The organism is Halomonas bluephagenesis, assembly GCF_054790765.1.
This window is the reverse complement of the sequence record NZ_CP133631.1, coordinates 1,499,228-1,522,532: the sequence shown is the minus strand read 5'-3', so window position 1 is coordinate 1,522,532 and position 23,305 is coordinate 1,499,228. Positions and strand designations below refer to the sequence as shown.

Here is a 23,305-nt window from a genome sequence, read left to right as displayed (position 1 = left end):
GGCGAATGCCCGCGCTGGTGAGAGGAGAACACCATGGCTCAAATGAAATTTATGTGTGACGCCGAGCGCTGCATCGAGTGCAACGGCTGTGTCACCGCCTGTAAAAATGCCAATGATGTGGAGTGGGGTATCCAGCGCCGTCGGGTGGTCACACTCAACGACGGCGAAGCGGATGAAATGTCGATTTCAGTGGCTTGTATGCACTGCGACGATGCGCCATGCATGGCGGTATGCCCGACTGACTGCTTCTATAAAACCGATGATGGCATCGTGCTACACGATAAAGACCTGTGCATTGGCTGGGGCTACTGCCTTTATGCGTGCCCCTTCGGCGCACCGCAGTTCCCACAACAGAATGCATTTGGCGAGCGCGGCAAGATGGACAAGTGCACTTTTTGTGCAGGCGGCCCAGCAGAGAGCAAAGAGGAGGAGTACGAGAAGTACGGCTCTAATCGCATCGCGGAAGGCAAGTTGCCGCTATGTGCGGAAATGTGCTCTACCAAAGCCCTTCTAGCAGGTGATGCGCAGGATGTTGCCGATATTTTCCGTCAGCGTGTCGTCCATCGAGGCCATAAAGATGGTGCTTGGTCGAATAACCCCCAGGCCAGTACTGACAACCTTGCCTATGATGCTGCCCGTAAAGGGTAAGGAGGTGTGTCATGACATCAATGACCATAACAACAACGACCTCTCGGGTGCCTGCACAGGCACCTTGGTTGGGGGCGTTTTTCCAGCGCTGTTGGCGTGTCGGGATCCTGTTACTGCTGGTGGTTGCAAGTCTTGGCATTTCCCAACTAGCGGTTGCTCAAGCTGATACCGACCGTGAAATGGTGACTGCTGCTCCTGGTATCAGTGCGGACCAGTGGCGTCAGGTGCGCAGTGGAGAAACGGGGCCTAACTACCGCGACTCGCGCTTTGATAGTAACTACAATCTGATCAATTCAAGTGGCGAAACCTGGCGGCAGATCCGTAACCGTTGGGTGTCGCCGTTTGGTTTGATTGCGATTGGCGGGATGATCGTGGTGATTGCGCTGTTCTACTTTATGGTTGGGCGCAAACATCTTGATGAGCCGCGCACAGGTCGAAAGCTCTTTCGCTGGTCGCTGCTAATGCGTTCGCTTCACTGGACAGTTGCCACCCTGTTTATCACCTTGGCGTTAACAGGGCTGAACCTACTGTTTGGTAAGTTCGTCTTCCGCTCGCTGTTTGGCGACGCCGTCTGGGCGTGGATGATTTCAGCTTCCAAAGTGCTGCATAACTATCTCGGCCCGATATTTGGTGTGTTACTCGTTGTGCTGTTAATCAGCTTGCTGAAAGACAACATTCCTAAGAAACATGACTGGGTGTGGTTTAAAAAGGCCGGTGGGTTAACGGGTAAGCATCATCCTGACGCTGGCTTTGCCAACGGTGGCGAGAAAGCGTGGTACTGGCTGTTGGCAACCGCCGGGTTGGTGGTGGTGGCGAGCGGCTTTGTACTCGACTTCCCTAACTATGGCCAAGGCCGCGATACCATGCAGTGGGCAAACATCATCCATGCGGTGGGCGCGCTTGGTTTGACGGCTGTCGCGCTGGGCCATATCTATATTGGGACTGTCGGCACGGAAGGCTCATTGGAAGGTATGACCACTGGCTATGTCGATGAAACCTGGGCCAAAGAGCACCACAATTTGTGGTACGAGGAGGTCAAGGATACAGCCATGAGCGAAGAGGAAATCGCGGCACAAAAAACGGGCAGTAGTAGTGGCGATGTTTCTGCCACCAAACCTAGCTAGCCCACTCGTTTAATTGCCACTCGACACCGCCTTCGGGCGGTGTCTTTTGTTATGCTGCGCTAAAGCCACGTGATAAGAGGATCGCCAATGTCATCGTTTAATGAATTAGACCAAACCACGCGTACGGAGCTAGAAGCCGCTGCGTTTCGGCGTTTGTTACAACATTTAGACGACAATAAGGATGTGCAGAACATCGATCTGATGATTTTGGCGGATTTTTGCCGCAACTGTTTATCGAAATGGTTGGTGTCGGCCGCTGAATCGCGGAATGAAACTCTTAGCTACGAAGAAGCCCGAGAGTATGTCTACGGCATGCCCTATAGTGAATGGAAGGAGCTCTATCAGCCGCCTGCGACTGCCGAGCAGAAGGCTGCCTGGGAAGCGCACCATGCTAAAAAGAATGCAGCAAAATAGGGATGACGTTGATGAGTGAGCCAATGGTACCTCTTAAAGTTGCTGTGCTTACGGTCTCTGATACACGCACGGATGAGACCGACCGCTCCGGTCAAGCGCTGGTGGAGCGTTTAACCGAAGCAGGACACACCCTGGGAGAGAAACGCATCGTGCCGGATGACGTCTATCAAATTCGTGCGGTAGTTGCCCAGTGGATTGCCGACACAAACGTACAGGTGGTGATTACCACGGGCGGTACCGGCTTTACCGGGCGTGACTCAACACCAGAGGCTATCTCGGTGCTGCTGGATAAGCGCATTGAAGGGTTTGGCGAGCGCTTTCGCCAACTGAGCGGCGATGAGATTGGTAGCTCGACCATACAAAGCCGTGCGTTAGGTGGCTTTGCCAATGCCACCGTGGTGTTCTGCCTGCCGGGTTCAACCGGTGCCTGCCGCACGGGGTGGGACGGCATTTTAGCTGAGCAGTTGGATAGCCGTCATAAGCCTTGTAATTTCGCCAACCTGGTCATCCCAGGCCGGGGGCAGCATGGCTGAGCTGCAGCCGATAAGTACCGCGCTTGAAGCACTACTGGCAGACGTCACTCATCTCGGTGCAGAGTGTATACCGCTTGAGGCTGCTGCTGGGCGTGTGCTGGCCGAAGCCGTTACCGCACAGCTGGACGTCCCGCCGTTTGATAATAGCGCGATGGATGGCTATGCCCTGCGTGCCAGTGATGCGGGCAAGTGGCTGCCTATCAGCCAACGTATTGCGGCAGGTAGCCCTGCAGTGCCGTTGGAGGAAGGCTGCTGCGCGCGTATTTTTACCGGCGGTGAGATCCCTAAGGGGGCTGATTGCGTCGTGATGCAGGAGCGCGTTGAGGCCAGTGGTGAGCGTGCGTTGATACCTGCGGACATTCCAGTGGGTGACAATGTGCGCCGCCAGGGGCGTGATGTATGCCGTGGAGATTTACTTTTAGCGGCTGGTGAATGCTTGGAAGCAGCTGCGTTAGGGCATTTGGCCGGTCAAGGGGTTACCCACGTTAGCGTGCGCCGTCGCCCTCGGATAGCGCTACTGTCGACTGGCGATGAGATCATTGATCCAGGTACGCCGTTAAAGCCCGGCCAGCTCTATAACTCGAACCGGCCGATGCTCAAGCGGCTGCTGGAAAACTTTGGCGCTGAGGTGGTGCAACGGGTCAGTGTGCCTGACGATTATGCCCAAACGGTTAGGCTATTAACCCAAGCCGCATCCGACGCTGATGTCGTTGTCAGTACCGGTGGCGTTAGCGTGGGCGAAGAAGACCACGTCAAAGCCGCGCTGGAATCGCTAGGCCAATTAGATATGTGGAAGCTGGCTATTCGCCCAGGTAAGCCGCTAGCGCTGGGCCGTTTGCCGCGCGAAGATGGCAGCGAGGCGCGTTTTGTAGGACTGCCGGGTAACCCCGTTTCTGGCTTTGTGGGTGCTTGGTTGTTTTTACGACCGTTAATGGGCGCGTTACTGGGTTGTCCGGCGTTGAACGCCTTACCTACGTTGACGGCCTCCGCTAACTTCACTACTCAGACTGGCCCACGCCAGCACTACATGCGTGTTGCGCTACGTTTTAGCGAAGCGGGCATTATTGCTGATGCGTTTGAAGACCAAAATTCTGGTGTGCTGTCATCCTGTATTAATGCAGACGCGTTAGCGGTGATTGATCCACACCAGCAGGTAGAGAAAGGTGCACTGGTTCGCTGTCTATGGTTGCAGCGCTAGCGCTGGGGTAAGCGCTGCTCCATCAAATAACAAGCGCACCGTTTGGTTGGCCAACGTCAAGCCTCGCAGGGCGGGGCTTACGTGTCGTGAGGCAACTAAAGAAGGTAACGGAAACAGTTCCGTTATTGGTGTGTGAGCTAAGACGACGTCGCCAGTAACACCTAACTGCCAAGCGCCTTTGGCATCCTGAAGGGTGAGCCAGTGGGTAGGTGCTACGCTCAACAATGGCGCGTTAAGTAACAGGCACTCTGCATTCGCGCATCGCGGTAGGTGGGCCGATTTCGCTAACCCAGCGATGTGGCGTGCTTCGATGGCGGCGAGTGTATGGCCAGCACTAAATAATACTAAAGCAACGTGGGACGCTGCGTCTAAGGAGTGATTCGGCGCGCCAATTGCCATGGGCTTACCCTAGGCCTTGTTGATAGGCGTTGAATAAAGCATCTGGATCCAGCAGGGCAATGGCCGCGCTGCCTTCTACAAATTCGCCTTTAGTCTCTTCTTCGTGGCGCGTTTCCGGCGTTACATCAGGTTGCCAGAGTGCGCTTACATAAGGCATCAACTGGCTGGAGAGGGTGTCCGGTGCCGGTTTTAGTGCGCTGACTGGGAGGTCACAAACGTCGTCTAAAACATCGATACGAACGGCACTACGAATGCCCGCGGCGGTCACCACTAGTAGCATGCCCGTTTGTTCCCCAGGGGGGAGGCCGAGAAGTGCTTGTAGGGTCACCACCGACTCAATATTGCCGCGTAAATGGATCACCCCTTCCGTAGAAGCGGGCAAGCCAGGTACGAAATAAACAGGTTGATCACCGCTCAAAATTTCATTGACCGCACTGCCTGGCAAGGCGAAACGTTGCCCCGCGAGACGAAATAGCACCAACTGCTGGCAAGGCTCGTCCACGTCGATAATTGTGTCATCGTTACTGTGGCGCGCTAATGCCTCTTCGAGAGAGATAGGCTGAGCGTCACGCTGTTGATGGGTATCAGTCATTGTTTTTTCACACTGTGTTTTGGTTCAGCGTGTTCTGCGCCGTTGTCGTTACTGATCACCACTTGATTGCGTCCATGCCGCTTAGCTAGGTAAAGTGCTTGGTCCGCGCTTATGCGTAGCGCTTCAGTGGAAGGCTGGCTGGGGAAACTGCTAATGCCCGCACTGAAGGTACAGCGAAAACGCTCTCCGCCAGCATGAAAATCTACCTGTTCGAAATCGTGGCGCAGTTCGTCAATAAGTTCAGCTGCGCGCTTTGCGGTGACCCCTTTTAGCAATACTACAAACTCTTCCCCGCCATAGCGCCCAATGATATCGGATATGCGCAAGCGGGTTTTTAGCAACCGTGCCAGCGTGATAATGACCTGATCACCTGCCAGATGGCCGTAGGTATCATTGACGGTTTTAAAATGATCAATGTCGAGCATAGCCATGGCATGTTGGCTGCCTTCACGGTATGCCTGAGCGAGTGTTTTGCCGATAAGGTCAGTCGTGGTGCTATGGTTATAAAGCCCTGTCATGCTGTCCTGGGTCATCAGCGCGCGCAGTAGATGTAGTCGCTCGGCGCGAAGTCGTACCGCAGACACAAGTTCGTCAGGGGTAACCGGCTTGGTAATAAAGGCTTCCACGCCTACCGTCATGGCCGAGAGCTGCTTTTGGCTGTCTGTTTCGCTGGATAGGTAAATAATGGGCAGGCCAATATGCGCGGATTGCTGGCGGATAATCGTTGCCAACTCTTCTCCAGAACATACCGGCATATACACATCAATCAACAGTAAATCAGGGCTAAAGCGATCTAAGGCGCTTAGCGCGTCCGCAGGGTGGTTAACCTGCTGAACGATCATACCGGCCTCTTCAAGTATCAAAGAGTGGTAGGTTGCTGCATCGGGTTCATCATCGACTACCAACACGCGCAGTGGTTCTTCATTCAAGGGGGTCGTGAGTTCATCGATAGCTAACATCAAATCCAGTGGCTTAATGGGCTTGGTAAAGTACCCACTGCAGCCAGCTCGAACTGCGCTCAGCCGTGAATAAAAGTCGCCATAGGACGACAGTACGATGGAGGTTAGCCGCTCACCGGTTAATTTATTCAGGCTGGTCAGCGTTTCAGTACCCGCGGTGTTACCTTGGGGAAACTGCACATCCATGATGATAGCGTTGGGGCGGCGGGTAATAACCGCATTAAAAAACGACTCGGTGTCTTCAAAATGGACCACTTCGTGCCCGAAACAGCGAAGATGATGCAGCAACTGGCCTACTTGGTCGGGCTCATCGTCACATAGATAAATAAGCCGCTGACGTTTGCTGCGTGCCTGTGGTGGTGCTGATGAAAATTCGACGCTGTTGAGTGATGCCAGCACTGTTTGTTGGCCATGCTGGGACTGTAAGTACTCAATCTCTTCTTTGAGCTGCTGAAAAAGCTGAGGGATCAGGCTGTCTATGTCATCAAGAGCATGGTCATCAAGAGCATGGTCACCAAGAGCATGGTCATCAAGAACCTGGTCATCAAAAGTAGGCGTTGCCTTAAGTAGTTCTTCGCCTTGATCTGCCAACATGGCAATTCGTTCAAAACCCAACGAGCGACCAGTACCTTTTAAACTATGGAAAAAACGATGAAATTCGGGAGCTAAGCGTGACTCTGCCTCCGCTGACAGGCGGCTTTGTTGCCACTTTGTCGCGGTTTGCTGTAAACGCGCTGGTAGCTGTTCAATAAAGCGTTGGCGCAGCAGGTTCAGCTTTTCGTGCAGTGTCGGGGCAGATGGTGACATCAGGCTACCTGTTCATGTGGGCGAACAATGTGCTGTAAAGCAAATGGCACACGTTCAACCGTTGAGCGCTTGAGTCACGGCATTGCCTAACGTGGACTCTAGCTCCGCATCTTTTTGCAGGCAGGCGTTCAAGCCTGGCGTCTGCATAATGGTTGAGTCAGGGGAGTCGCCAGTGAGCAAGATAAAAGGCAGGGTAACGCCTTGTTCACGCAACATTTCTAGGAACTCTATCCCATTGATGAGCGGCATATGCATGTCGCTGACAATAAGCCCGATGCTGTCCAGGCTATCTAACTGCTGCGTAGCCTCCATGGCATCATTGGCCATGACCGTTGTATAGCCCTGGAACTCTAGCAGCGTTGCTGTCATTTCACAGGCCAACGGGTCGTCATCTACGACCAGTATTTGCATGATTAACCTCCGTCATGGCGCGTGCTTAGCCGAGTAGAGCTTTTAGCGTGTCCACCAAATTATTCTGATCAAAGCTACCTTTGACAATATACGCATCAGCGCCTACTTCAATGCCGCGTCGGCGATCCGCTTCTTTTTCTCGTGATGTGATAATGATAATAGGCTTATAACGATAAATCTCATTTTCTCGCAGACTTGCGGTGAGCGCAAAGCCATCCATGACAGGCATTTCAACGTCAGTGAGCACTGCATCAAACGAATCAGCTAGGGCCTTGTTAAGGCCATCACGGCCATTTTCTGCCAGTGTGACCTGATATCCCCAAGCTTCTAAAACATCCTTCTCAATTTCCCGGGTGTTCAGTGAGTCATCGACAACGAGTATACGATGCGCTTGGAGCGGTTGATCCGTTTTAGCTAGCACTCTTGGTGCATAGCGGCGCGAATACTCCAGCAGCGTCGGCACGTGCAATAGGCTCACCAACGTATTGCGCCCCAGGGTGACCATGCCAGAAACCAGCGACAAATGGCGTAAGTGCGCGGGCAATGGCTTAATCACCATATCGCGTTCATCCACCAAGGTATCAATAATTAGCGCAAGTTTTTGATGGCGTTGATGTACGACAAGTAACAATAAATTATCAGAATCAGAGGGCGTATAGGGAAGACCCAATAATTCCGCTAGTGAAACGACCGGCACAAACTCGTTACGTAGGATCAGTGTTTTTTGCCCAGCAGCATCGATAAAATTCGTTGATGGGTGCTCGACAAGTTCCGACACATAAGGCGCTGTTACACCTAGCGTGACAGCGCCCACGTTAACCAACAAAACGCGCATCATGGCCAGCGATAAAGGTAGCCGCAAGGTAAAGTTGGTGCCTTGGCCTGGTTGACTGGTGAGACGTAAATCACCGTTGAGCTCGTCAATGACCGTTCGTTTGACGACATCCATCCCCACGCCTCGGCCGGAAAAGTCGGTAATCAGGGGTTTGGTTGAGAAGCCGGGCAGGAAAATAAGCTCTAAGGTTTCCTGTTCGGTTAGGGTAAGCAACTGCTCTTCGCTGAGCAGTTGCTTGGAGCGCGCCTTGTTCCGTACCGCTTCTAGGGAAATACCCGCGCCGTCATCGCGCATTTCAATGACGACCCAGCTGCCGTCTTGCCATGCCTCTAACGATAACTGCCCTCGCGTAGGCTTGCCTGCCGCCTCACGTTCATCGGGTGTTTCCAGGCCGTGATCTAACGCATTTCGCAGTAAATGTATTAGCGGATCCGACAGGCGATCTATCATCTGTCGGTCAAGCTCAATCTCACTGCCGTGAACACGGCAATTGACCTGTTTGCCTAGCGAATGGGCAAGGTCTCTGGCCATTTGGGATAAGGGATCAAACACCACGCTCAACGGCAGCATACGCATCTGCAGAGCTCGGTCATGAAGATCACTCATTAGACCGTCGTGGGAAAGAACGCTGTCCTTCAACTCGCGGCTAAAGGCGTTAAAGGGCGCCTGCTGATCTTTGGGTAACGATACGCCGAGACTCCGAGCCTGCTCTACCAGGGAGTGCAGATGGTGATGCCCCGATAGCACCTCCCCCATCAGGCGAATAACGTCATCCAAGCGATCAAGGCGCACTCGTACCGTGTCGGTTAAGCGCAGTTCTTGCGCCGGAAGAGCAGGGCTTTTCGCTGCAAGCGGTGAAATGTCTGGGGTTACGTTATCGGTGTTATCGTTTTCGGGTGATGCTGTTTCAGGAGTAGTGGAGGAAATGGGTGACAGCTTTCCTGCAGCGGCGTTTTCCAAGGCTTGGCAAAGCTGGTTGTCGGCCTCGGGTAGCTCTGCAGGAGAAACGCCCTGGGTAAGTCGGCTAACCAGATCAGACAGCGCGTCCGTAGCCTGATTAAGAAGGCTCGTGACGTCAGGCGAGGCGGTTTGTGTCCCATCGCGTAGTGCGCTTAGCAGTTCTTCTGTGCTGTGGGCGATCGCCGTAATAGGCGCCAGCTTCAACATACGCGAAGAGCCTTTTAGCGTATGGGCAGTACGGAATAACTCATTGATACGTTCTTGATGAGCATCGCCTTGCTCGAGCGCCTCAATACCCTCCCTCAGCCGTGGCAAGTGGTCTGACGCTTCTTCAATAAAGCGCTGAATAAAGCGTTTAATATCCAGTGCCATTAACCCACTCCCTGTGTCGTTGCTTGCGCACTAAGGTAGCGAGTTGCCAGGAAGTAGGCATCCCCCCGTGGAATAGGCGGCGCAATGACACTCAACCCACCATTGGCCTGTTTGGAGGCGCCCAGTAGGCGAATAACCGCCGCGTAGCCGCGCTGTCGTTGTGTGGGGGCATCGTTGAGTTCGCCTAGTCGGAAAAGCTCTGCTTGAAAAAAATGAGCTGGCCAGCACTCTGGGGCAACATAAATAGCTCGCTTAAAGTAGTCGTAGGCGTCAGCAAAGTTCTGCTGCCAACGAGCGACTAAACCAGCCAGTAGTAAGGCATCCACACTCCAGGGCTGCTGTGCTAAAAGGTTAGAAAGTAACGCGGCTGCTTCTGAAAATGCATTCTGGTTCAGTAAATGATGTGCCTCCTGCAAAGCCTCATTAAAGAATGCCATCGGCTTATGCTCGGGGTCGTTTTCAGGTGGTTGTGGAGGCGTCTCTGACAACACCGTTGGGTCTGGCAACGGATCGTTGCGATAAGGTGGCTCATCATTGGCAGGTAAGGCACTGGGCAGCGTGCTTTCTTGGAAGAAGAACACCCCCTGAGCCTGCTGTAGTTCCAAAACGCCCAGGTCGTTGCCTAATGTTTCCGTGACACCACACATTAAAACTCCGTGTGGCACTAGTAGTTGTTTCAGGTGGCGCTGTATATCGCGGCGGGGCGTTTCGTCAAAATAGATCGATACGTTACGAAATAGGATAACGTCAAAGGGGCCAATTTTGTCAGCTTCTGGCTGTAATACGTTGAACGAGCAAAAGGATACCCAGTGGCGAAGCGCATCATCTATCTTGAAGCGTCGACCCTCTGGGTGAAAATAGCGGCGTTTAAGCGCAGGGTTGAGTGCTCGAAACGACATGCCGCTGTAAATGCCTTTTTGGGCTTTACTAAGTACCTGCTGATCAACGTCTCCACCGGTAATATGAAAGAGTTGCTTGGCACGCTCACCATAGCGCTCAAACAGCGCAATAGCGACACTGTAAGGTTCTTCACCCGAAGAACACCCTGCGCTGAAAATAGTCAGTGGCGCCCCTTTTTCAGCTAACCGCTGGGGAAGGTGCGTATCGGCTAACCAATGGAGTGCCTCAGGCTCCCGGTAAAAGTAGGTTTCGTTCACCGTTAACTGACTAATAAAGCGATCAAACATCGCTTCGTTTTGCTCTAATTGCGCAATGAGTGACGGCGTGTTGGTCACGTTGGTTTCTGTTTGAAGTGCCTCAATTGCTTTTACGAGGCGGGCTTCAGCGAGCCCCTCTAAGTGCAAACCGCAGCGGCGATGCACCAAGTTCTTGAACGGAGTCAGCGAACTCATAGCGGTTTCGTCCAGCTAGACAACTGCTGCCCACTGGTCTCACGAATGAGTCTTTCAGGTAGCTCATCAAGGGAAATAACATGCTGGATAACACCGGCACTAACCGCTTCCTGGTTCATGCCATAAATAACCGAGCTGGCTTCGTTTTGGGCAAAGGTATTGCCTCCTGATAAGTGAATAGCGCGCATGCCATTAACGCCGTCACGGCCCATGCCCGTTAAAATGCCCCCAATAGCCTCCGGGCCATAAACATCAGCAACGCTCGTTAACAGCGCATCACAACTGGGGTGATAAAGTGAATTATCTGGGCTTTGCTGTAGCTGGAGGCGGTGGTATGGCGTGACATGTAGATTGCTTTCCGATGGCGATAGATAAATACAGCTCGGCTTGAGCGGCTCGCCATGTTGAGCAACGCGAACCGGCATCGAACATAGCGATGTCAACCAGTGCGCCATGCCTTCGATGAAGCCATGGCTGATATGCTGAGCAATCACCACGGGGGCAGGAAAGTTGGCCGGCAGCTTGCTGAGTAAATGGGCGAGCGCCTGCGGCCCACCGGTTGAACAAGCAATAGCGATGATGCGCTGGAAAGCTTTCGGCATAGTGTGGTGATAAACAGGTGGTGCGTTTACCGACGCTACAGGCATGGCGGAGGTTGATCGGCGCCGTAGGCGGGTAATAACGGCCACTCCTGAAAGAAGTCGAACACGCTCGAGTAGTCGTTGTGCGTCTTCATCATCAATGGTCGGTTTCTGCATCACCTCTAGCGCGCCAACATCGAGTGCACGGTAGGCTGTTTCGGCGTCAGAACGGTCGCTTACCACCAGGATCGGAACCCCTTTGGTATGCATGATTTCTTCAATGGCGCTGAGACCGTCCATTACCGGCATATTCAGATCCATCGTGATCAACTGCGGCGATAAGCGGCGGGCAAGTTCCACCGCTTCGCGCCCGTTGCTGGCTTCACCAACAATCTCAATGTCACCATCGCGGGTGAGGATGTCGCGCAGCACATCGCGTGCTAGTTGGCTGTCGTCCGCCATCACTACCCGAATTGCACTCATCGCGGCATCCTCACGAAGGGCGTTGGTGGTTTGCATCCTGTTGAGCCAGAGTAAATTCCTGCACCAGTGCATTTAACTCTGCTGACATGTTGATCATATCCTGGCTGATCTCGGTAATACTACGCACTGACTGTGCATTGCGCGAGCTGGCCGTATCGATATCCCGTAGAGCAATAACTACCTGATTGCTGGCAGTTTTCTGTTGCTGGGTCGAAAGTGATATTTGCTGTGCTGCGCTACTGGTTTGGCTAGCCGCTTTGAGTAGTGCATCCAGGTCTTGGGCAGTATTAATACTGACCTCAACGCCTTTCTCTATCGAAGACGCCCCCTTTTCAGAGGCGACAACTAAACGGTTAATCGCGTTTTGAATATCTTCCGTGTGACCTTCTATCTCTTGGGTTGAGTCAGTAACGCTATCCGCCAAACGACGTATTTCGTTTGCAACAACGGAAAAACGGCGCCCTGACTCGCCCGCACTTGATGCTTCTAGTGCCGCGTTAAAAGCAATCAGTTTGGTTTGTGCAGCGAGGGTGTTAATCAGCTCCATGACCTTGCTGATTTGTTTAGACTTAGCGCCCAGAGCCATGATTTCTGCCAAGCTCTGCTCGCTGTCGCTGCGAATATCCTGCATTTTTGACTGTAGCAGCTGCATCGCTGTGCTGCCTTTACGGCTGCGCTCCAGCGTTTGATTAGCGACTTCTACCACGGATTGCGAGTGGTCAGCGATTTGTGTAGATGAAGTTGAAAGCTCCTCCATGGTTGAGGTGATTTCAGCCACTGACGAGGCCATTTCTTCTACGGCGGCGGCCATTGTCTGGTTCGCTTCATGACTGATGTCACCGCCTTGAATGCCCGATAACCCCGCCGTTTGCGCTAAGCGATCTGCCACTTGAGTCAGTGCCAGTGCATTGTTGGAAACCGCCATAATGGTACGAGACAAGCGCGCTAACAGTTCGTTGGTCTGATTCGCTAAATCGCCAATTTCGGCCTGATCATCGGTGGCTACACGGCGTGACAGATCAAGGCTGTTGGTGATCTCTTTGAGCTGGCGTTGAAGACGGGTCAGTGGACGAATCAAGCTGCCGGTAAGTGGATATAAAATAATGAGCCCAACCAAAAGAATCAGCAGCCCGATGCCGGTAGATGCCAAGAAGCGCTCTCTGATAGAGCTTAAATATTCCTCTTTGGAGACTTCAATCATCAAATAACGCTGCAATTCGGGTAACCAACGGGTAGAGACTAAAAGGGTTTGGTTATCGCGTTGGATCTCGCGCACATGAAGTTCATGCTCGCCTTGCGGCAGGCCGCTTGTCTCTTTGCTCTGCAGTGCTGCAAGTGATGTTTCATCGCTGCGGATAAGCAGCTCACCTTCCGCATTTAGTAACGCGGCGCGGCCGGTTTCGCCTAGTCGGAAGTCTTCAATTAGCTGCGCTAGTCGAGAAAGATCTAACCCCGCGCCAGCAACAATAAGTGGGCGGCCATTGAGTGCTTGTTCACTGCTACGGAAATTTAAAAAGACAAACGCTTCTTCTGGTGAAAACGTATCGCTGTCTAGGTTTAGGTTATAAGCAGCATCGCTATCGGTAAATTGATAGTACCAGTCATCATCGCCGCCAGGGGCTTGCAGCGTACGCTCCAGGAACTCTCCATCGCGGTACTGAAAGTAGTAACCGCGTCCTTGATATTGAGCAGCGATAAACAACAGTTCGGTGTCGAGCTGTGCCATCAAACGAGACAAGTAGCGCATTATGTCCGGCTGATCGGTATCTGGCAGCCCGTCGCGCACCCACTGCTCAATGAAATAGCTGTCGGCTAGGCTTTCCGACAATGCTAGCGCTGGGCTCAACCTAAGCGTTAGCCGGGTGGCAAGGCCCTCTACTTGAGTAGGCAGCTCTTCGTTAAGCAAGTTTTCCAGGCGCGCCTGACTATGTGAGCGGGCCTGTAGATAGAGCGCTAGCAACATAGCCAGTGCCAATACCGTTCCAAACGAGATAAACAGTCGTAACCGTAATGGCAAGGATTTCCAACGCGCTATCATTATCGTTTCCGCTCCAAATTAACCGTTGACGCTAGTAAGTAGGGAAGTGTTAACGCTGGCTGCTTAGCGTTAAAAAACGTTACTAGTCACATATCATAGGACGATTTCAGCGGCTTTTATGAAGGCTGTCCAGTTTTCTCATTAACGCTATACCCTACGATAGGCAAATAATGTGGCGAAGGTGCTGCGCTATTCGATGATTTCAATCGTTAAGAGCGGTCGCCGAAGCAATGCCACTGTGGCACTGACTGTGTAGCGTCGCCTGTGTGGCTTAGCCTTGCCTACTGTAGTGACCAACTTCATTAGTGCCTTGTAAAAAGAGCGCTAAAGTAGTAAAAAAACGCCTCTTTTATTCTTTGTTGCTACTAAAGAATAATAGTTGAATCGTTTCATCTCCTTAGAATGCCCGCGCATATTGGTAATTTTACCTACATTCACTGCGTCGCCTGTCGATAAGCGACTATTCCCAAGGACCTTCCCATGCATGCCCTAACGCTGGCATCGTTTATCTTTTTTACCGGCCTAGTGGCCTTTGTTACGTGGCGCATTACGCGCAGAGATGATCACCGCAGTACAAGTGGCTATTTTCTAGCCGGCAGGACGTTAACCTTTCCGCTGATTGCAGCCTCAATGCTGATGACTAACCTCTCTACCGAGCAGATGGTAGGGCTAAACGGTTCAGCGTTTACCGATGGCCTAAGTGTCATGGCCTGGGAGGTGATCGCGGTTATTGCCTTGGTTGCATTGGCACTGTTTTTCCTACCGCGCTTTCTTAAAAGCGGTATCGCGACGCTCCCACAGCTGTTAGCAATACGTTTTGATAACGGCACTCAACTGATTGCCAACGTTATTTTCTTGATTGCTTATGCCGTCGTGCTGTTGCCCATTATCCTCTATTCAGGGGCTATCGGTTTACAGGGCATGTTAGACCTCCAGGGTCTGACCGGCATTGAGTCGAGCACGGTGCTGCTGTGGGCCACGGTATGGGCAGTCGGTTTAATTGGCGCAGTGTACGCGCTATTTGGCGGCCTGCGCACAGTAGCGGTATCGGACACGTTGAATGGGGTGGGACTACTAATCGGCGGTTTTGTTATTGTTTATTTCGGTCTTCAGGCAGTGAGCAATGGCAGTGGTGTCATGGAAGGCTGGAGCATTCTGAAAGAGAGCGACCCGAGTAAATTTAACTCAATGGGTGGCCCTGATCAGCAGGTGCCATTCTCAACTATTTTCACTGGCGTTCTGTTGCTGCATTTATTTTACTGGACGACGAACCAGCAGATTATTCAGCGTACCTTTGCAGCTAAGAACCTCGCAGAAGGCCAGAAAGGCGTATTGTTGACCGGTTTCTTTAAACTTTTAGGCCCGCTCTATCTGGTGTTGCCGGGGATCATTGCTTACCACCTTTACGCCGATCAAGGTGTTCGCGCGGACGAAGCGTATGGCCACTTGGTATTCAACGTGTTGCCGCCGTACCTAACAGGCTTTTTTGCTGCGGTGATGGTGGGGGCGATTCTCTCCTCATTTAACTCGGCGCTAAATAGCACTACCACGATTTTCAGCTTGGGTATTTATAAAGGCGTGCTTAAAAAAGACGCCACTGAAGAAGAGGTCGTAAAATCCGGCAAAGTATTTGGCTGGATCATGGCCGTAACGACCATGATTATTGCGCCACTGTTAGCAGGTCAAGACAGCCTGTTTGGCTACCTGCAGAAGATGAACGCGATTTACTTTATCCCTATTTTAGCGGTTGTCCTGGTGGGGCTTTTGACTAAGCGCGTGCCTCCAATGGCAGCTAAAGTAGCGCTGGTAGGTGGCTGTTTGCTGATCGCCGCAGGCTATTTCGTTCCGCCGTTTAACAAGCTGCCGATGGTGATGCATGAGTTCCACTTTGTCGCCGCTGTGTTCGTACTGTTGGTTGCCGTAATGCTGATCATTGGTAAGCTGCGCCCCCGCGCCACCGCCTGGGTGCAAGAAGACTCGGGTGATGTCGATCTCACCCCTTGGAAAGGCGCCGTACCGACCGGGATTGTACTCGTGGTATTGGTGGTGATTATGTACGCCTCGTTCGCAGGCTGACCACTGCTAACACAACGCAGATATTGCCTGACGCCCCGCTTAGCGGGGCGTCAGTGTTTACAGCGCATTTTCACCACAATCCTAGCTGCGTTGAAACCCAACGACCAGGTAGCAATGTTCCTACAAATGCCACCACGAGACCTATGTAAGCCCCGCGAATCCATTCACGGTGGTGAGTGATTTCCTGTCGGCGTGCGGTGCGAATCGCTTGGCATACTGCCCACAGTATCCATACCGATAGCAAGTGAATAGGGCCTAGTTGACCAAATACGGGCAGAACGCCTCCTCCTAGCCAAAAGGAGCTGATGGCTGAACTTACCATGGCTAGAACCCAAACACGGCCAGCGTATTTATGTTGGCGGGTTCCTTTGGCTAGCAACAGTATGCCTGCGCCTAACGCGAGGGCGAGAAACGAAGAGGTGATGTGTAGGGTAAGCATGCCAAATCTCTTTCTTATAGGTTGTGAATAGCGGCTTATATGCAACTAGATGCATAGGTATAGTTTAGTCAAAAGGTCATTTATTATGCAACTATGTGCATATAAAAAGGAGAGGGCGATATGTCACTTCGGGGAGTGTTGCTGGTAACACTTAGGCGTGAGCCGGGCAGTGGTTATGACGTGCTCCAGCGTTTCAAGGCAGGCATGGCCCATGTATGGCATGCCAGCCATCAGCAGGTCTACAGAGAGCTAGACAAGATGCGGAACGCTGATTTAGTGAGATGCGAGTCAATCGCGCAGCAAGATCGGCCTGATAAAAAGATCTACTCGATTACCGAGCTGGGTATTAATGAGCTTCATGCTTGGCTGTCGGAGCCGCTCGATCACGCACCTGTCCGTTCACCTCTTTTTGCGAAATTTTTTGCGTGGGAAGTATGGCCGGAAGAAGCGCGTGAAAAAGAGTTTCAGACTTTAAAGCAGGAGCTTGAACAACGGCTAGCTATGTATAAGACCATTGAAACGATGTGGTTCTCAGCGCCAGAACAATTAACTGACGCTGAGCGTGCGCCGCTGTATACGTTGCAGCTAGGTCAGCGCTTGACTCACACTTGGCTTGTCTGGGTGGAAGAGCGTCTGAACACGCCTCACAAGTTAGTTAAAAGTCTCCCGGCGCGCACTGTAGGCAAGTAAGTCCGAGCGCGCGCCATTGGGCGACTACCGCGTCACGGTCATCCAGCACCAGCCAAGGCACAAAGCCGTCACTACGCATTTGGTTGAGTAGCGCGGCCTTCACCTCTTCATCATCTACATGATCATCGCCTTGCGGGCGCAGATACATGGCATCGAAGGGAATGGTGTGACGCTCTAACCAGCGCTGGGTATGCGCACGGTGGCTATCCGGGCGGCCGCTGCAAATCACGATCTGCTGGCCTTGGGCCTTTAGGATCTTAACCAGCTTGGCCACCGCGTCGATCACCGGCGCTTCGGCCATATGGGCAAAAAAAGGATCCCACTGCTTGGCGGGGCCAAGAACCCATTCGTGTACATCGGTGGGGTGGAATTCGGCAAGCGTGCCGTCAACATCAACAATCACTGCGGACATCGTTAATTTCCTAAAAAGTTAAATGGGCGGTGGGGCGCGTGGCCTGATGCGGAAGAGCCTCTAGGGTGCGGTGGGTACACAGCCGCTGCCCCAGGCGTTGATGCCATTCGCTTAAGCAGTGTCCAGTGAGTGGGGTAAATAGCGGGACTACCTGAGTGGCGCCTAGCTGGTCGGCAAGCGCTACCAGATGGGATGCACGCAGGTGCACGTTCCAGCGCTGACAACGCACCTCGCATGCGGCAAGCTGGGCTTGACGTTCAGGCGTTAAGTAACCGGTGTGCAGTAGTTGGTAATTGGGCCATTGGTCGGGCGTATCATTGCGATCACTGACCAACTGCAGCACTGGCTGCGAAGCATTCTGCCGTTCTAGTAGTGCGTTAATCGCACTGTCGAGACCTGGGCGGCGTAAGTCGCTTGGCAGTGCTAGCAGTGCGGCGAGGTTATCGCGAATAATCGGGTCAATGGCGAAAGGGAGCTGACGGCGGGCGGCCTCTTCCGCCAGCCACAGCGCCATTTCCAGGGCGCGCCCCGTTTCAGGCACCGGTAATACTAACGGCTGGTCAAGCTGCAGACGAATAGCCTGCAAACAGCTTTCCTGGGGCTGGTCGTAGTTGCCGTAGGAGGCATCCAATAGCGCGGTGCGGGCAGTTGGCGGCGTATCAAAGGGAAACAAACAGGATTCAAAACAGGCATCACCGCTGTAGAAAATGCCGCCACCCACATCCAGATGCAGCCAAACGCCACCCAGCGAGTGCCCTGCCTGGCCGGTGGTCACCTTGATACCTTCTACCGTTAGGCATCCGCGTGCTGGCAAAGGCTGCCAAGCGCGGTGTTTAGGCAATGCGTTCGCGACTAAGGGCGTGCAGTAGAGCGGGATGGTATCGGGCAGTTCTGAAATGCCGCCGATATGGTCAATATGGTCGTGGCTAACCAGAATCGCATCTACGTCTAAATCGCCTGCCCAAGTAATGGACTCTCCAGGGTGCAGTGCACCACCTGCGTCCAGCAGTAGTCGCTTGCCGTTAGTTTCGACCACGATAGCCGCGGGGCCTTTATCGCCCAGCCCGCTTAAGATTTGAATATGGGCGCTCATTGGTCGGGCTCCAGGCACCAGCCTTCCAATAACCGCAGAGCGACTTGCTGACCTTCCTCAAGCGCGCGGTGATGGTAAGCCAGCAACGCTTCGCCGTTGGGTAAGCGCAGGTGCAACTCATAGCGTTCACCACGAAACGTCAGCCGCTCGACGCGCCCGGTGAGATCGTGTTCGTTGGGGGCTTGGGCATCTACGCGAATATGCTCAGGGCGCACCAATACGGGCTGAAGTGTGGACTGAGAGCGGGTGTTTTGCGCTGCTGCCATCCCTTGCATTAGGACACTTTCTGTCAACCGCTGTCCCGGTGCGCCGTTGGCAATAGCCAACTGGCTACCTTGGCCGATAAAGCTTGCCACCCATTCGCTGCGCGGTTCGCGATAAAGCATTTCGGGAGTTGCCCACTGCACCAGTTTGCCGTCGCGCATCACGGCAATACGGTCAGCCATCGCCATGGCTTCGCTTTGATCGTGGGTAACGTACACCATCGTCGCTCGGGTGCGGCGGTGGAAATCTACAAAGCTGTGTTCCATGGACGCACGCAGGTTACGGTCTAGATTGGCCAGCGGTTCATCCAACAACACAACTGCAGGGTCAGTCACTAGGCAGCGGGCTAGCGCGACCCGTTGGCGTTGGCCACCGCTAAGCTCCTGGGGCGAACGCTGTGCATAGGGCTCTAGGGCTACTTGTGCCAGGGCATGGTCAACTCGGCGCTGGTACTCACTGCCCTGAATGCGGCGCAGTTTGAGTGGGTAACCGACGTTATCGGCCACGTTCATATGCGGCCAGAGCGCGTACGACTGAAAGACCATGGCCATGTTGCGCTGTTCTGGTGGCACATGGTGCTGGCAGCTGGCTAGCAGCGTATCGTTCAGGCGTATTTCGCCGCCACTGACGTTCTCGAATCCCGCCAGCATGCGCAGCATGGTGGTTTTACCGCAGCCGCTGGGGCCCAGTAGTGCCACAAACTCCCCCGGTTCAATCTCTAGCGAGAGGTCATTGACCGCGCGGTGGTCGCCAAACTGTTTGGTAACCTGTTGAATCGTTAGCCCTGCCATGGCACGACTCCTTTGGGTAAACGAGGGGCGAGCAGGCTGAGCGACAGCATCAGTGTGGCGACCATTAGGACCACCAGTACCGATACCGCCGATGCCAGCACGCTTTCACCGCCCTCATCAAGGTTAAAAATCAATACGCCCAGCGTTTCGTTGCCAGCGCTCCAAAGCAGTGCCGATACCGTCAGCTCGTTCACCGCCAGCAGGAAGACCAATAGTCCCCCGGCAAATAGCGATGGTGCAATCAGCGGCAGTACGATCGTGGTTAGCCGTCGCCATGGGCCTGCCCCCGCCAGTTGTGCGGCTTCTTCTAAGGAGGGGGCAAGCTGGGCCAGGCTGGCGCTAACGGGTTTGAGGCATACCACTAAAAAGCGCGCCAGATAGGCCACAAAGATCAGCCCGAGCGTGCCGTAGAGCGCTACGTTGATCAGCGGCAAAGGGCGTACGAACAGCAAAATGCAGGCGATCGCCAGCACCACACCAGGTAGTGCGTAGGGCAGTTCAATAGCGCTGAGCGTGAGCTGTTGGAGGCGCGGAGGCAGCCGCTGCAAGCGATACGCCAGCGGCAGGGTGCACAGCATAAGCACCAGCGCGGCACCGCCTGCCAGCCATAGGCTATTGCGCACAGCGCGCCAAGTGGCGCCTTGGCGGCCAATCACTTCGTGATAGGCGTTTAATGTCACGCTATCGAAGCTAAGGGGAACCCCCATGGCGGGCACCAACGAGCTGACCACCAGCGCCGCAAGTGGTGCGACGAGAATCACCAGTAAAACGCTGACTAGCACGGTCGTCACCGCTGGCCGAAAGCGGCCTAGGGTAAAGTCATGAGAGCGACCACTATGGCCGCCTAAGCCAAAGCGGCTACGATTCATCCAGTATTGTTGAAGGGCAACCCCCGCCAGAGCCAGTACACCAATCAATAACGAGAGCGCCGCCATTTCTGCCAGCACGCCGGTGCCAAAGCTAGCCATGCGCTGGTAAATCAAAGTAGGTAAGACGTAGTAGCCCGTTGGAATCCCCAGCATGGCAGGAATGCCGAAGTTGCCCAGGCTAGAAATAAACGCCATCGCCGCCCCGGCAATTAAACCGTGCCGAGTGACTGGCAAAATAATCTGCCCCCAGACTTGGGCCTGGCGCGCGCCGCTGATGCGGGCAGCTTCGATAAGCTCGCGGGGTAGCGAGATCAGAGAGGTGCGCAGCGCTAAAAAGACCAGCGGTGCGCTTTGAATCCCCAACAACAGAGCAATGCCTTCCGCCGAGTAGAGCGGCTGAGGGCTACCCAGCGGCGGAGCCATACCAATGCTTTTCAGCAACGGGCTGGCGGGGCCGAACAGCTGTAGCCAGCTCAGCGCCGTCACTTGGGGGGGAATCATCATCGGTAGCATAAAGCAGAACACTAACCACGCTTTGCCACGGATATCGGTCAGGGTAATCACGAAGGCGAACAGGCTAACCAGCATCAAGGCAATCAGCATGCCAAGTCCTGAGGTATACACACTGTGCCACAACGCTCGCCAAGTACTCGCCGCGTTGAGCACTTTCCACAGCGGTGATTCACTTCCTTGGCCAAGGTCACTAAGTGCCTCTACCAGTAGCCGTATGCTGGGTGCAAGGCTTAACAACACCACCGTGAGTGTGATTAGGCTGAGCAGCCAGCGGTGCTGGCTGCCAACGTTAAGCGACGGTGTCATGGTTAGCCGCCAAACAGGTCGCTAAAGCGCTGCTTCAACGTTTCTTCCTGCTCCAATGCTTGCTCAATATTGATCGGCATTAGCTGGATAGCATCACGGGCGGGAAAGCCTTCAGGCGGCGTAGCGGCAGGGTGGGCGGGTAGGTAACCTTGCTGACTAACGAGTTCTTGGCCTTGTTGGGAAAGCACGAAATCAACAAACTTCTGTGCTGCGTCCAGGTTGTTGGCGCCCTGCATAATTGCGACGGGCTCAGTGACCGCGCTAACGCCCTCTTCGGGGAAGACAAACTCAACCGGAGAGCCTTTGGCTGCCTCGCGAATCGGTAGGAAATCCACCACGATGCCGTAGGGCTTCGTGCCTGAGGCAACGGCATTGAACACGCCGCCATTACCGCCCTGAGCTTCTGCACGATTAGCTTGCAGTGCCTCGTAGTAGCCCATTCCAAGATCGGGGTGGTCGCTCAGCGCTGCCATATGAATAAGCGCTGCGCCTGAATAGAGCGGGCTTGGCATTGTTACAAGGTCTTCATAGTCAGGCCCCGTCAGATCTTGCCAACGCTGCGGCTGATGCTCGGCAGCGGTGTTATACACAATCCCCGTGGTGATCAGTTTGGTGCCGTAGAAGTAGCCTTCCGGATCGTATAGCGCCTCGTCATAAGCCTCCCGCTCTGGGCTGAGGTAAGCCTGCAAATGGCCCTCTTGCTTGAGCGAGGTCATGGTCATGCTGTCAGCAATTAACAGTACGTCTGGGTTACTGACACCAGCGGAAAGCTCTGAGCGTAGGCGAGTCATCAGACGAGTAGTGCCATCGCGAACCCACTCCACATCAATCTCGGGATAGGCAGCCTGAAAGGCATCCACGGTTTGCTGGGCGTCGCTATTGGGCTGGCTGGGATAGAGCACCAATTTGTCATCAGCCAGCAGCGACGACGATAGAGCAAAGCTTGCAAGTGTAACGGCAGTGCAGAGTGAGCGCTTCAACATGATAAAACCTCCAGTAGGTGAACACTGATCACACTACTGTCATCGGCTTACAACATCGTGACACTACGCTTTCGTTTGATGGCGATAGGCTTTCGCCTGTCAAAAAATAGCTTTCGTTACTTAATTGGTCGTCAACGTGAAGAAAATAATGGGCTTAAACGAGCGCCGTCGTGCCGTGTTGGCGCAGGTTCGTCAGCAAGGTCGCCAGCCTCTGGAGTCGCTGGCTAGCCAGTTTGATGTGTCGGTACAAACATTGCGTGGGGATGTTCGTGTTTTAGCGGAGCAAGGGCTGGTATTGCGGCGCCACGGGGAAGTGTTGCCATTTCCTGATCAGGAAAATATTGGCTACGATCAGCGCCAAATCGTTAATCAAGCGGGTAAGCGCCAGATTGCCCGCCAAGCCGCTTCACTGATTCAGCATCACCAATCGCTATTTTTAGGCACGGGTACCACGGTAGAACAGTTGGCTGATGCCTTGCGTGACAAACAAGGTTTGCAGATTATGACCAATAACCTGCATGCACTCATCAAATTGTGCACCTTGGAGTGTGAGCTGGTGGTGGCAGGGGGGCGGGTACGACGCCGAGATCAAGATGTGATTGGCGGCGATGCCTGGCGCTTCTTTCAGCGCTATCGAGTGGATGTCGGCATCGTCTCAGTGGGCGGTATGGACAGTCATGGCCATTTATATGACTACAATGATGACGAGGTCATGGCTCGCGAAGCGCTGCTATCACACGCTGCATACCGTATCCTGGTGCTGGATAAAACCAAATTCGACCTGCCGCTGCGCTGTGCCGCCGGTCAGCTTGCTGATTACCATGCGGTGATTACTGATAGCCCGCTCCCCGATAGGCTGCGCAGCCCTTTGGCAGCCCGCGGGGTGAGATTTTTAAGCTAATGATGATGCCTCTTAAATATCATGACCGGTTTTTTAGCTGGTTAAAGTAGACATATAAATGGAAGCGAATTGTTATATAAGTTATTAGCGGTATCAGATCCATTAGTCATTGTTCTTGAAGTATCAGTAACATAGGGTTTTGTTTAAAACTGAAAGAAGTTTGCTATTAACTAAACGGTAGTGTGGCACACTGTTTAAGCGTGGAGGTGGTAACCTCGATTTTTCATGGTGATGCAATCAAAAGAAAATCTCTCAAGCGGTA

The 23,305-nt window shown here is 53.6% G+C and carries 22 protein-coding genes; 8 read left to right on the top strand and 14 right to left on the bottom strand.

Annotation, left to right across the window (positions count from 1 at the left end; all coding sequences use genetic code 11):
• Nucleotides 1–33: 33 nt before the first annotated feature.
• The 5 genes from fdh3B (at nt 34) to REH51_RS06695 (ending at nt 3,917) form a co-directional block, all read left to right on the top strand.
• On the top strand, nt 34–648 hold the full coding sequence (gene fdh3B / locus REH51_RS06715; RefSeq protein WP_498937283.1) for a formate dehydrogenase FDH3 subunit beta: 615 nt from the start codon (nt 34–36) through the stop codon (nt 646–648).
• Between the two features lie 11 nt (nt 649–659).
• A complete protein-coding gene (locus tag REH51_RS06710; RefSeq protein WP_009722866.1) occupies nt 660–1,772 on the top strand; it encodes a formate dehydrogenase subunit gamma in 1,113 nt (370 codons plus the stop codon).
• Between the two features lie 87 nt (nt 1,773–1,859).
• Entirely contained in the window at nt 1,860–2,186 is a 327-nt protein-coding gene (locus REH51_RS06705; protein ID WP_009722865.1) for a DUF1244 domain-containing protein, read from the top strand.
• A gap of 11 nt (nt 2,187–2,197) precedes the next feature.
• Nucleotides 2,198–2,719 carry a molybdenum cofactor biosynthesis protein B gene (moaB, locus tag REH51_RS06700; RefSeq protein WP_009722864.1) on the top strand — a complete coding sequence of 174 codons (522 nt, stop codon included), beginning with the start codon at nt 2,198–2,200 and terminating at the stop codon, nt 2,717–2,719.
• Nucleotides 2,712–3,917 carry a molybdopterin molybdotransferase MoeA gene (locus REH51_RS06695; protein ID WP_234668008.1) on the top strand — a complete coding sequence of 402 codons (1,206 nt, stop codon included), beginning with the start codon at nt 2,712–2,714 and terminating at the stop codon, nt 3,915–3,917. Before moaB ends, REH51_RS06695 begins: the two co-directional genes overlap by 8 nt.
• Here REH51_RS06695 and REH51_RS06690 read toward each other — a convergent pair.
• The 8 genes from REH51_RS06690 to REH51_RS06655 are packed head-to-tail and all read right to left on the bottom strand — an operon-like array spanning nt 3,900 to nt 13,706.
• Entirely contained in the window at nt 3,900–4,316 is a 417-nt protein-coding gene (locus tag REH51_RS06690; RefSeq protein WP_498937281.1) for a hypothetical protein, read from the bottom strand. The genes REH51_RS06695 and REH51_RS06690 overlap by 18 nt on opposite strands.
• Before the next feature lie 4 nt (nt 4,317–4,320).
• Nucleotides 4,321–4,908 (bottom strand): chemotaxis protein CheW, encoded by a 588-nt coding sequence (locus REH51_RS06685; RefSeq protein ID WP_009722861.1) that lies wholly within the window; start codon nt 4,906–4,908, stop codon nt 4,321–4,323.
• The gene (locus REH51_RS06680; protein ID WP_498937279.1) at nt 4,905–6,674 is read right to left on the bottom strand and encodes a diguanylate cyclase; all 1,770 of its coding nucleotides are present in this window, start codon (nt 6,672–6,674) and stop codon (nt 4,905–4,907) included. The genes REH51_RS06685 and REH51_RS06680 overlap by 4 nt, the downstream gene beginning before the upstream one ends.
• A 54-nt stretch (nt 6,675–6,728) precedes the next feature.
• Nucleotides 6,729–7,085 carry a response regulator gene (locus REH51_RS06675; RefSeq protein ID WP_009722859.1) on the bottom strand — a complete coding sequence of 119 codons (357 nt, stop codon included), beginning with the start codon at nt 7,083–7,085 and terminating at the stop codon, nt 6,729–6,731.
• A gap of 25 nt (nt 7,086–7,110) precedes the next feature.
• Nucleotides 7,111–9,252, bottom strand: a complete 2,142-nt coding sequence (locus tag REH51_RS06670; protein WP_009722858.1) for a hybrid sensor histidine kinase/response regulator — start codon at nt 9,250–9,252, stop codon at nt 7,111–7,113.
• On the bottom strand, nt 9,252–10,604 hold the full coding sequence (locus REH51_RS06665) for a CheR family methyltransferase (RefSeq protein ID WP_498937277.1): 1,353 nt from the start codon (nt 10,602–10,604) through the stop codon (nt 9,252–9,254). Before REH51_RS06665 ends, REH51_RS06670 begins: the two co-directional genes overlap by 1 nt.
• Nucleotides 10,601–11,668: a chemotaxis-specific protein-glutamate methyltransferase CheB gene (cheB, locus tag REH51_RS06660; RefSeq protein ID WP_498937275.1), complete on the bottom strand. Its 1,068-nt coding sequence runs from the start codon at nt 11,666–11,668 to the stop codon at nt 10,601–10,603. The genes REH51_RS06665 and cheB overlap by 4 nt, the downstream gene beginning before the upstream one ends.
• A gap of 10 nt (nt 11,669–11,678) precedes the next feature.
• Nucleotides 11,679–13,706 (bottom strand): methyl-accepting chemotaxis protein, encoded by a 2,028-nt coding sequence (locus REH51_RS06655; RefSeq protein ID WP_498937273.1) that lies wholly within the window; start codon nt 13,704–13,706, stop codon nt 11,679–11,681.
• Nucleotides 13,707–14,186: 480 nt separating this feature from the next.
• On the opposite strand from REH51_RS06655, the gene REH51_RS06650 reads away from it, so the two are divergent.
• Nucleotides 14,187–15,782: a solute:sodium symporter family transporter gene (locus tag REH51_RS06650; RefSeq protein WP_009722854.1), complete on the top strand. Its 1,596-nt coding sequence runs from the start codon at nt 14,187–14,189 to the stop codon at nt 15,780–15,782.
• Between the two features lie 70 nt (nt 15,783–15,852).
• Here the strand turns inward: REH51_RS06650 and REH51_RS06645 are convergent, their stop codons facing one another.
• The gene (locus REH51_RS06645) at nt 15,853–16,221 is read right to left on the bottom strand and encodes a DUF2306 domain-containing protein (RefSeq protein WP_009722853.1); all 369 of its coding nucleotides are present in this window, start codon (nt 16,219–16,221) and stop codon (nt 15,853–15,855) included.
• A 120-nt stretch (nt 16,222–16,341) separates the two neighbouring features.
• Between REH51_RS06645 and REH51_RS06640 the strand changes: the two genes are divergently transcribed.
• Nucleotides 16,342–16,911: a PadR family transcriptional regulator gene (locus tag REH51_RS06640; protein ID WP_009722852.1), complete on the top strand. Its 570-nt coding sequence runs from the start codon at nt 16,342–16,344 to the stop codon at nt 16,909–16,911.
• Here REH51_RS06640 and REH51_RS06635 read toward each other — a convergent pair.
• The 5 genes from REH51_RS06635 to REH51_RS06615 are packed head-to-tail and all read right to left on the bottom strand — an operon-like array spanning nt 16,877 to nt 22,142.
• Nucleotides 16,877–17,323, bottom strand: a complete 447-nt coding sequence (locus tag REH51_RS06635) for a phosphatase domain-containing protein (RefSeq protein WP_009722851.1) — start codon at nt 17,321–17,323, stop codon at nt 16,877–16,879. The genes REH51_RS06640 and REH51_RS06635 overlap by 35 nt on opposite strands.
• Nucleotides 17,324–17,333: 10 nt before the next feature.
• The gene (locus REH51_RS06630) at nt 17,334–18,416 is read right to left on the bottom strand and encodes an MBL fold metallo-hydrolase (protein WP_498937271.1); all 1,083 of its coding nucleotides are present in this window, start codon (nt 18,414–18,416) and stop codon (nt 17,334–17,336) included.
• Complete coding sequence (locus REH51_RS06625; RefSeq protein WP_009722849.1) at nt 18,413–19,471, bottom strand: ABC transporter ATP-binding protein; 1,059 nt, start codon at nt 19,469–19,471, stop codon at nt 18,413–18,415. The genes REH51_RS06630 and REH51_RS06625 overlap by 4 nt, the downstream gene beginning before the upstream one ends.
• On the bottom strand, nt 19,459–21,159 hold the full coding sequence (locus REH51_RS06620; protein ID WP_498937269.1) for an ABC transporter permease: 1,701 nt from the start codon (nt 21,157–21,159) through the stop codon (nt 19,459–19,461). Before REH51_RS06620 ends, REH51_RS06625 begins: the two co-directional genes overlap by 13 nt.
• A 2-nt stretch (nt 21,160–21,161) precedes the next feature.
• Nucleotides 21,162–22,142: an ABC transporter substrate-binding protein gene (locus REH51_RS06615; protein ID WP_498937267.1), complete on the bottom strand. Its 981-nt coding sequence runs from the start codon at nt 22,140–22,142 to the stop codon at nt 21,162–21,164.
• 148 nt (nt 22,143–22,290) lie between these two features.
• Between REH51_RS06615 and REH51_RS06610 the strand changes: the two genes are divergently transcribed.
• The gene (locus tag REH51_RS06610; protein ID WP_009722846.1) at nt 22,291–23,043 is read left to right on the top strand and encodes a DeoR/GlpR family DNA-binding transcription regulator; all 753 of its coding nucleotides are present in this window, start codon (nt 22,291–22,293) and stop codon (nt 23,041–23,043) included.
• Nucleotides 23,044–23,305: the final 262 nt, after the last annotated feature.

Excerpts from the sequence above, each read along its gene's own strand:
- REH51_RS06690 (WP_498937281.1), bottom strand. The coding sequence starts at position 4,316 with ATGGCAATTGGCGCGCCGAATCACTCCTTAGACGCAGCGTCCCACGTT.
- REH51_RS06610 (WP_009722846.1), top strand. The coding sequence starts at position 22,291 with ATGGGCTTAAACGAGCGCCGTCGTGCCGTGTTGGCGCAGGTTCGTCAG.
- REH51_RS06640 (WP_009722852.1), top strand. The coding sequence starts at position 16,342 with ATGTCACTTCGGGGAGTGTTGCTGGTAACACTTAGGCGTGAGCCGGGC.
- REH51_RS06680 (WP_498937279.1), bottom strand. The coding sequence starts at position 6,674 with ATGTCACCATCTGCCCCGACACTGCACGAAAAGCTGAACCTGCTGCGC.
- cheB (WP_498937275.1), bottom strand. The coding sequence starts at position 11,668 with ATGAGTGCAATTCGGGTAGTGATGGCGGACGACAGCCAACTAGCACGC.
- moaB (WP_009722864.1), top strand. The coding sequence starts at position 2,198 with ATGAGTGAGCCAATGGTACCTCTTAAAGTTGCTGTGCTTACGGTCTCT.
- REH51_RS06650 (WP_009722854.1), top strand. The coding sequence starts at position 14,187 with ATGCATGCCCTAACGCTGGCATCGTTTATCTTTTTTACCGGCCTAGTG.
- REH51_RS06615 (WP_498937267.1), bottom strand. The coding sequence starts at position 22,142 with ATGTTGAAGCGCTCACTCTGCACTGCCGTTACACTTGCAAGCTTTGCT.
- REH51_RS06620 (WP_498937269.1), bottom strand. The coding sequence starts at position 21,159 with ATGACACCGTCGCTTAACGTTGGCAGCCAGCACCGCTGGCTGCTCAGC.
- REH51_RS06630 (WP_498937271.1), bottom strand. The coding sequence starts at position 18,416 with ATGAGCGCCCATATTCAAATCTTAAGCGGGCTGGGCGATAAAGGCCCC.
- REH51_RS06675 (WP_009722859.1), bottom strand. The coding sequence starts at position 7,085 with ATGCAAATACTGGTCGTAGATGACGACCCGTTGGCCTGTGAAATGACA.
- REH51_RS06710 (WP_009722866.1), top strand. The coding sequence starts at position 660 with ATGACATCAATGACCATAACAACAACGACCTCTCGGGTGCCTGCACAG.
- fdh3B (WP_498937283.1), top strand. The coding sequence starts at position 34 with ATGGCTCAAATGAAATTTATGTGTGACGCCGAGCGCTGCATCGAGTGC.
- REH51_RS06645 (WP_009722853.1), bottom strand. The coding sequence starts at position 16,221 with ATGCTTACCCTACACATCACCTCTTCGTTTCTCGCCCTCGCGTTAGGC.
- REH51_RS06695 (WP_234668008.1), top strand. The coding sequence starts at position 2,712 with ATGGCTGAGCTGCAGCCGATAAGTACCGCGCTTGAAGCACTACTGGCA.
- REH51_RS06665 (WP_498937277.1), bottom strand. The coding sequence starts at position 10,604 with ATGAGTTCGCTGACTCCGTTCAAGAACTTGGTGCATCGCCGCTGCGGT.
- REH51_RS06705 (WP_009722865.1), top strand. The coding sequence starts at position 1,860 with ATGTCATCGTTTAATGAATTAGACCAAACCACGCGTACGGAGCTAGAA.
- REH51_RS06670 (WP_009722858.1), bottom strand. The coding sequence starts at position 9,252 with ATGGCACTGGATATTAAACGCTTTATTCAGCGCTTTATTGAAGAAGCG.
- REH51_RS06625 (WP_009722849.1), bottom strand. The coding sequence starts at position 19,471 with ATGGCAGGGCTAACGATTCAACAGGTTACCAAACAGTTTGGCGACCAC.
- REH51_RS06635 (WP_009722851.1), bottom strand. The coding sequence starts at position 17,323 with ATGTCCGCAGTGATTGTTGATGTTGACGGCACGCTTGCCGAATTCCAC.
- REH51_RS06685 (WP_009722861.1), bottom strand. The coding sequence starts at position 4,908 with ATGACTGATACCCATCAACAGCGTGACGCTCAGCCTATCTCTCTCGAA.
- REH51_RS06655 (WP_498937273.1), bottom strand. The coding sequence starts at position 13,706 with ATGATAGCGCGTTGGAAATCCTTGCCATTACGGTTACGACTGTTTATC.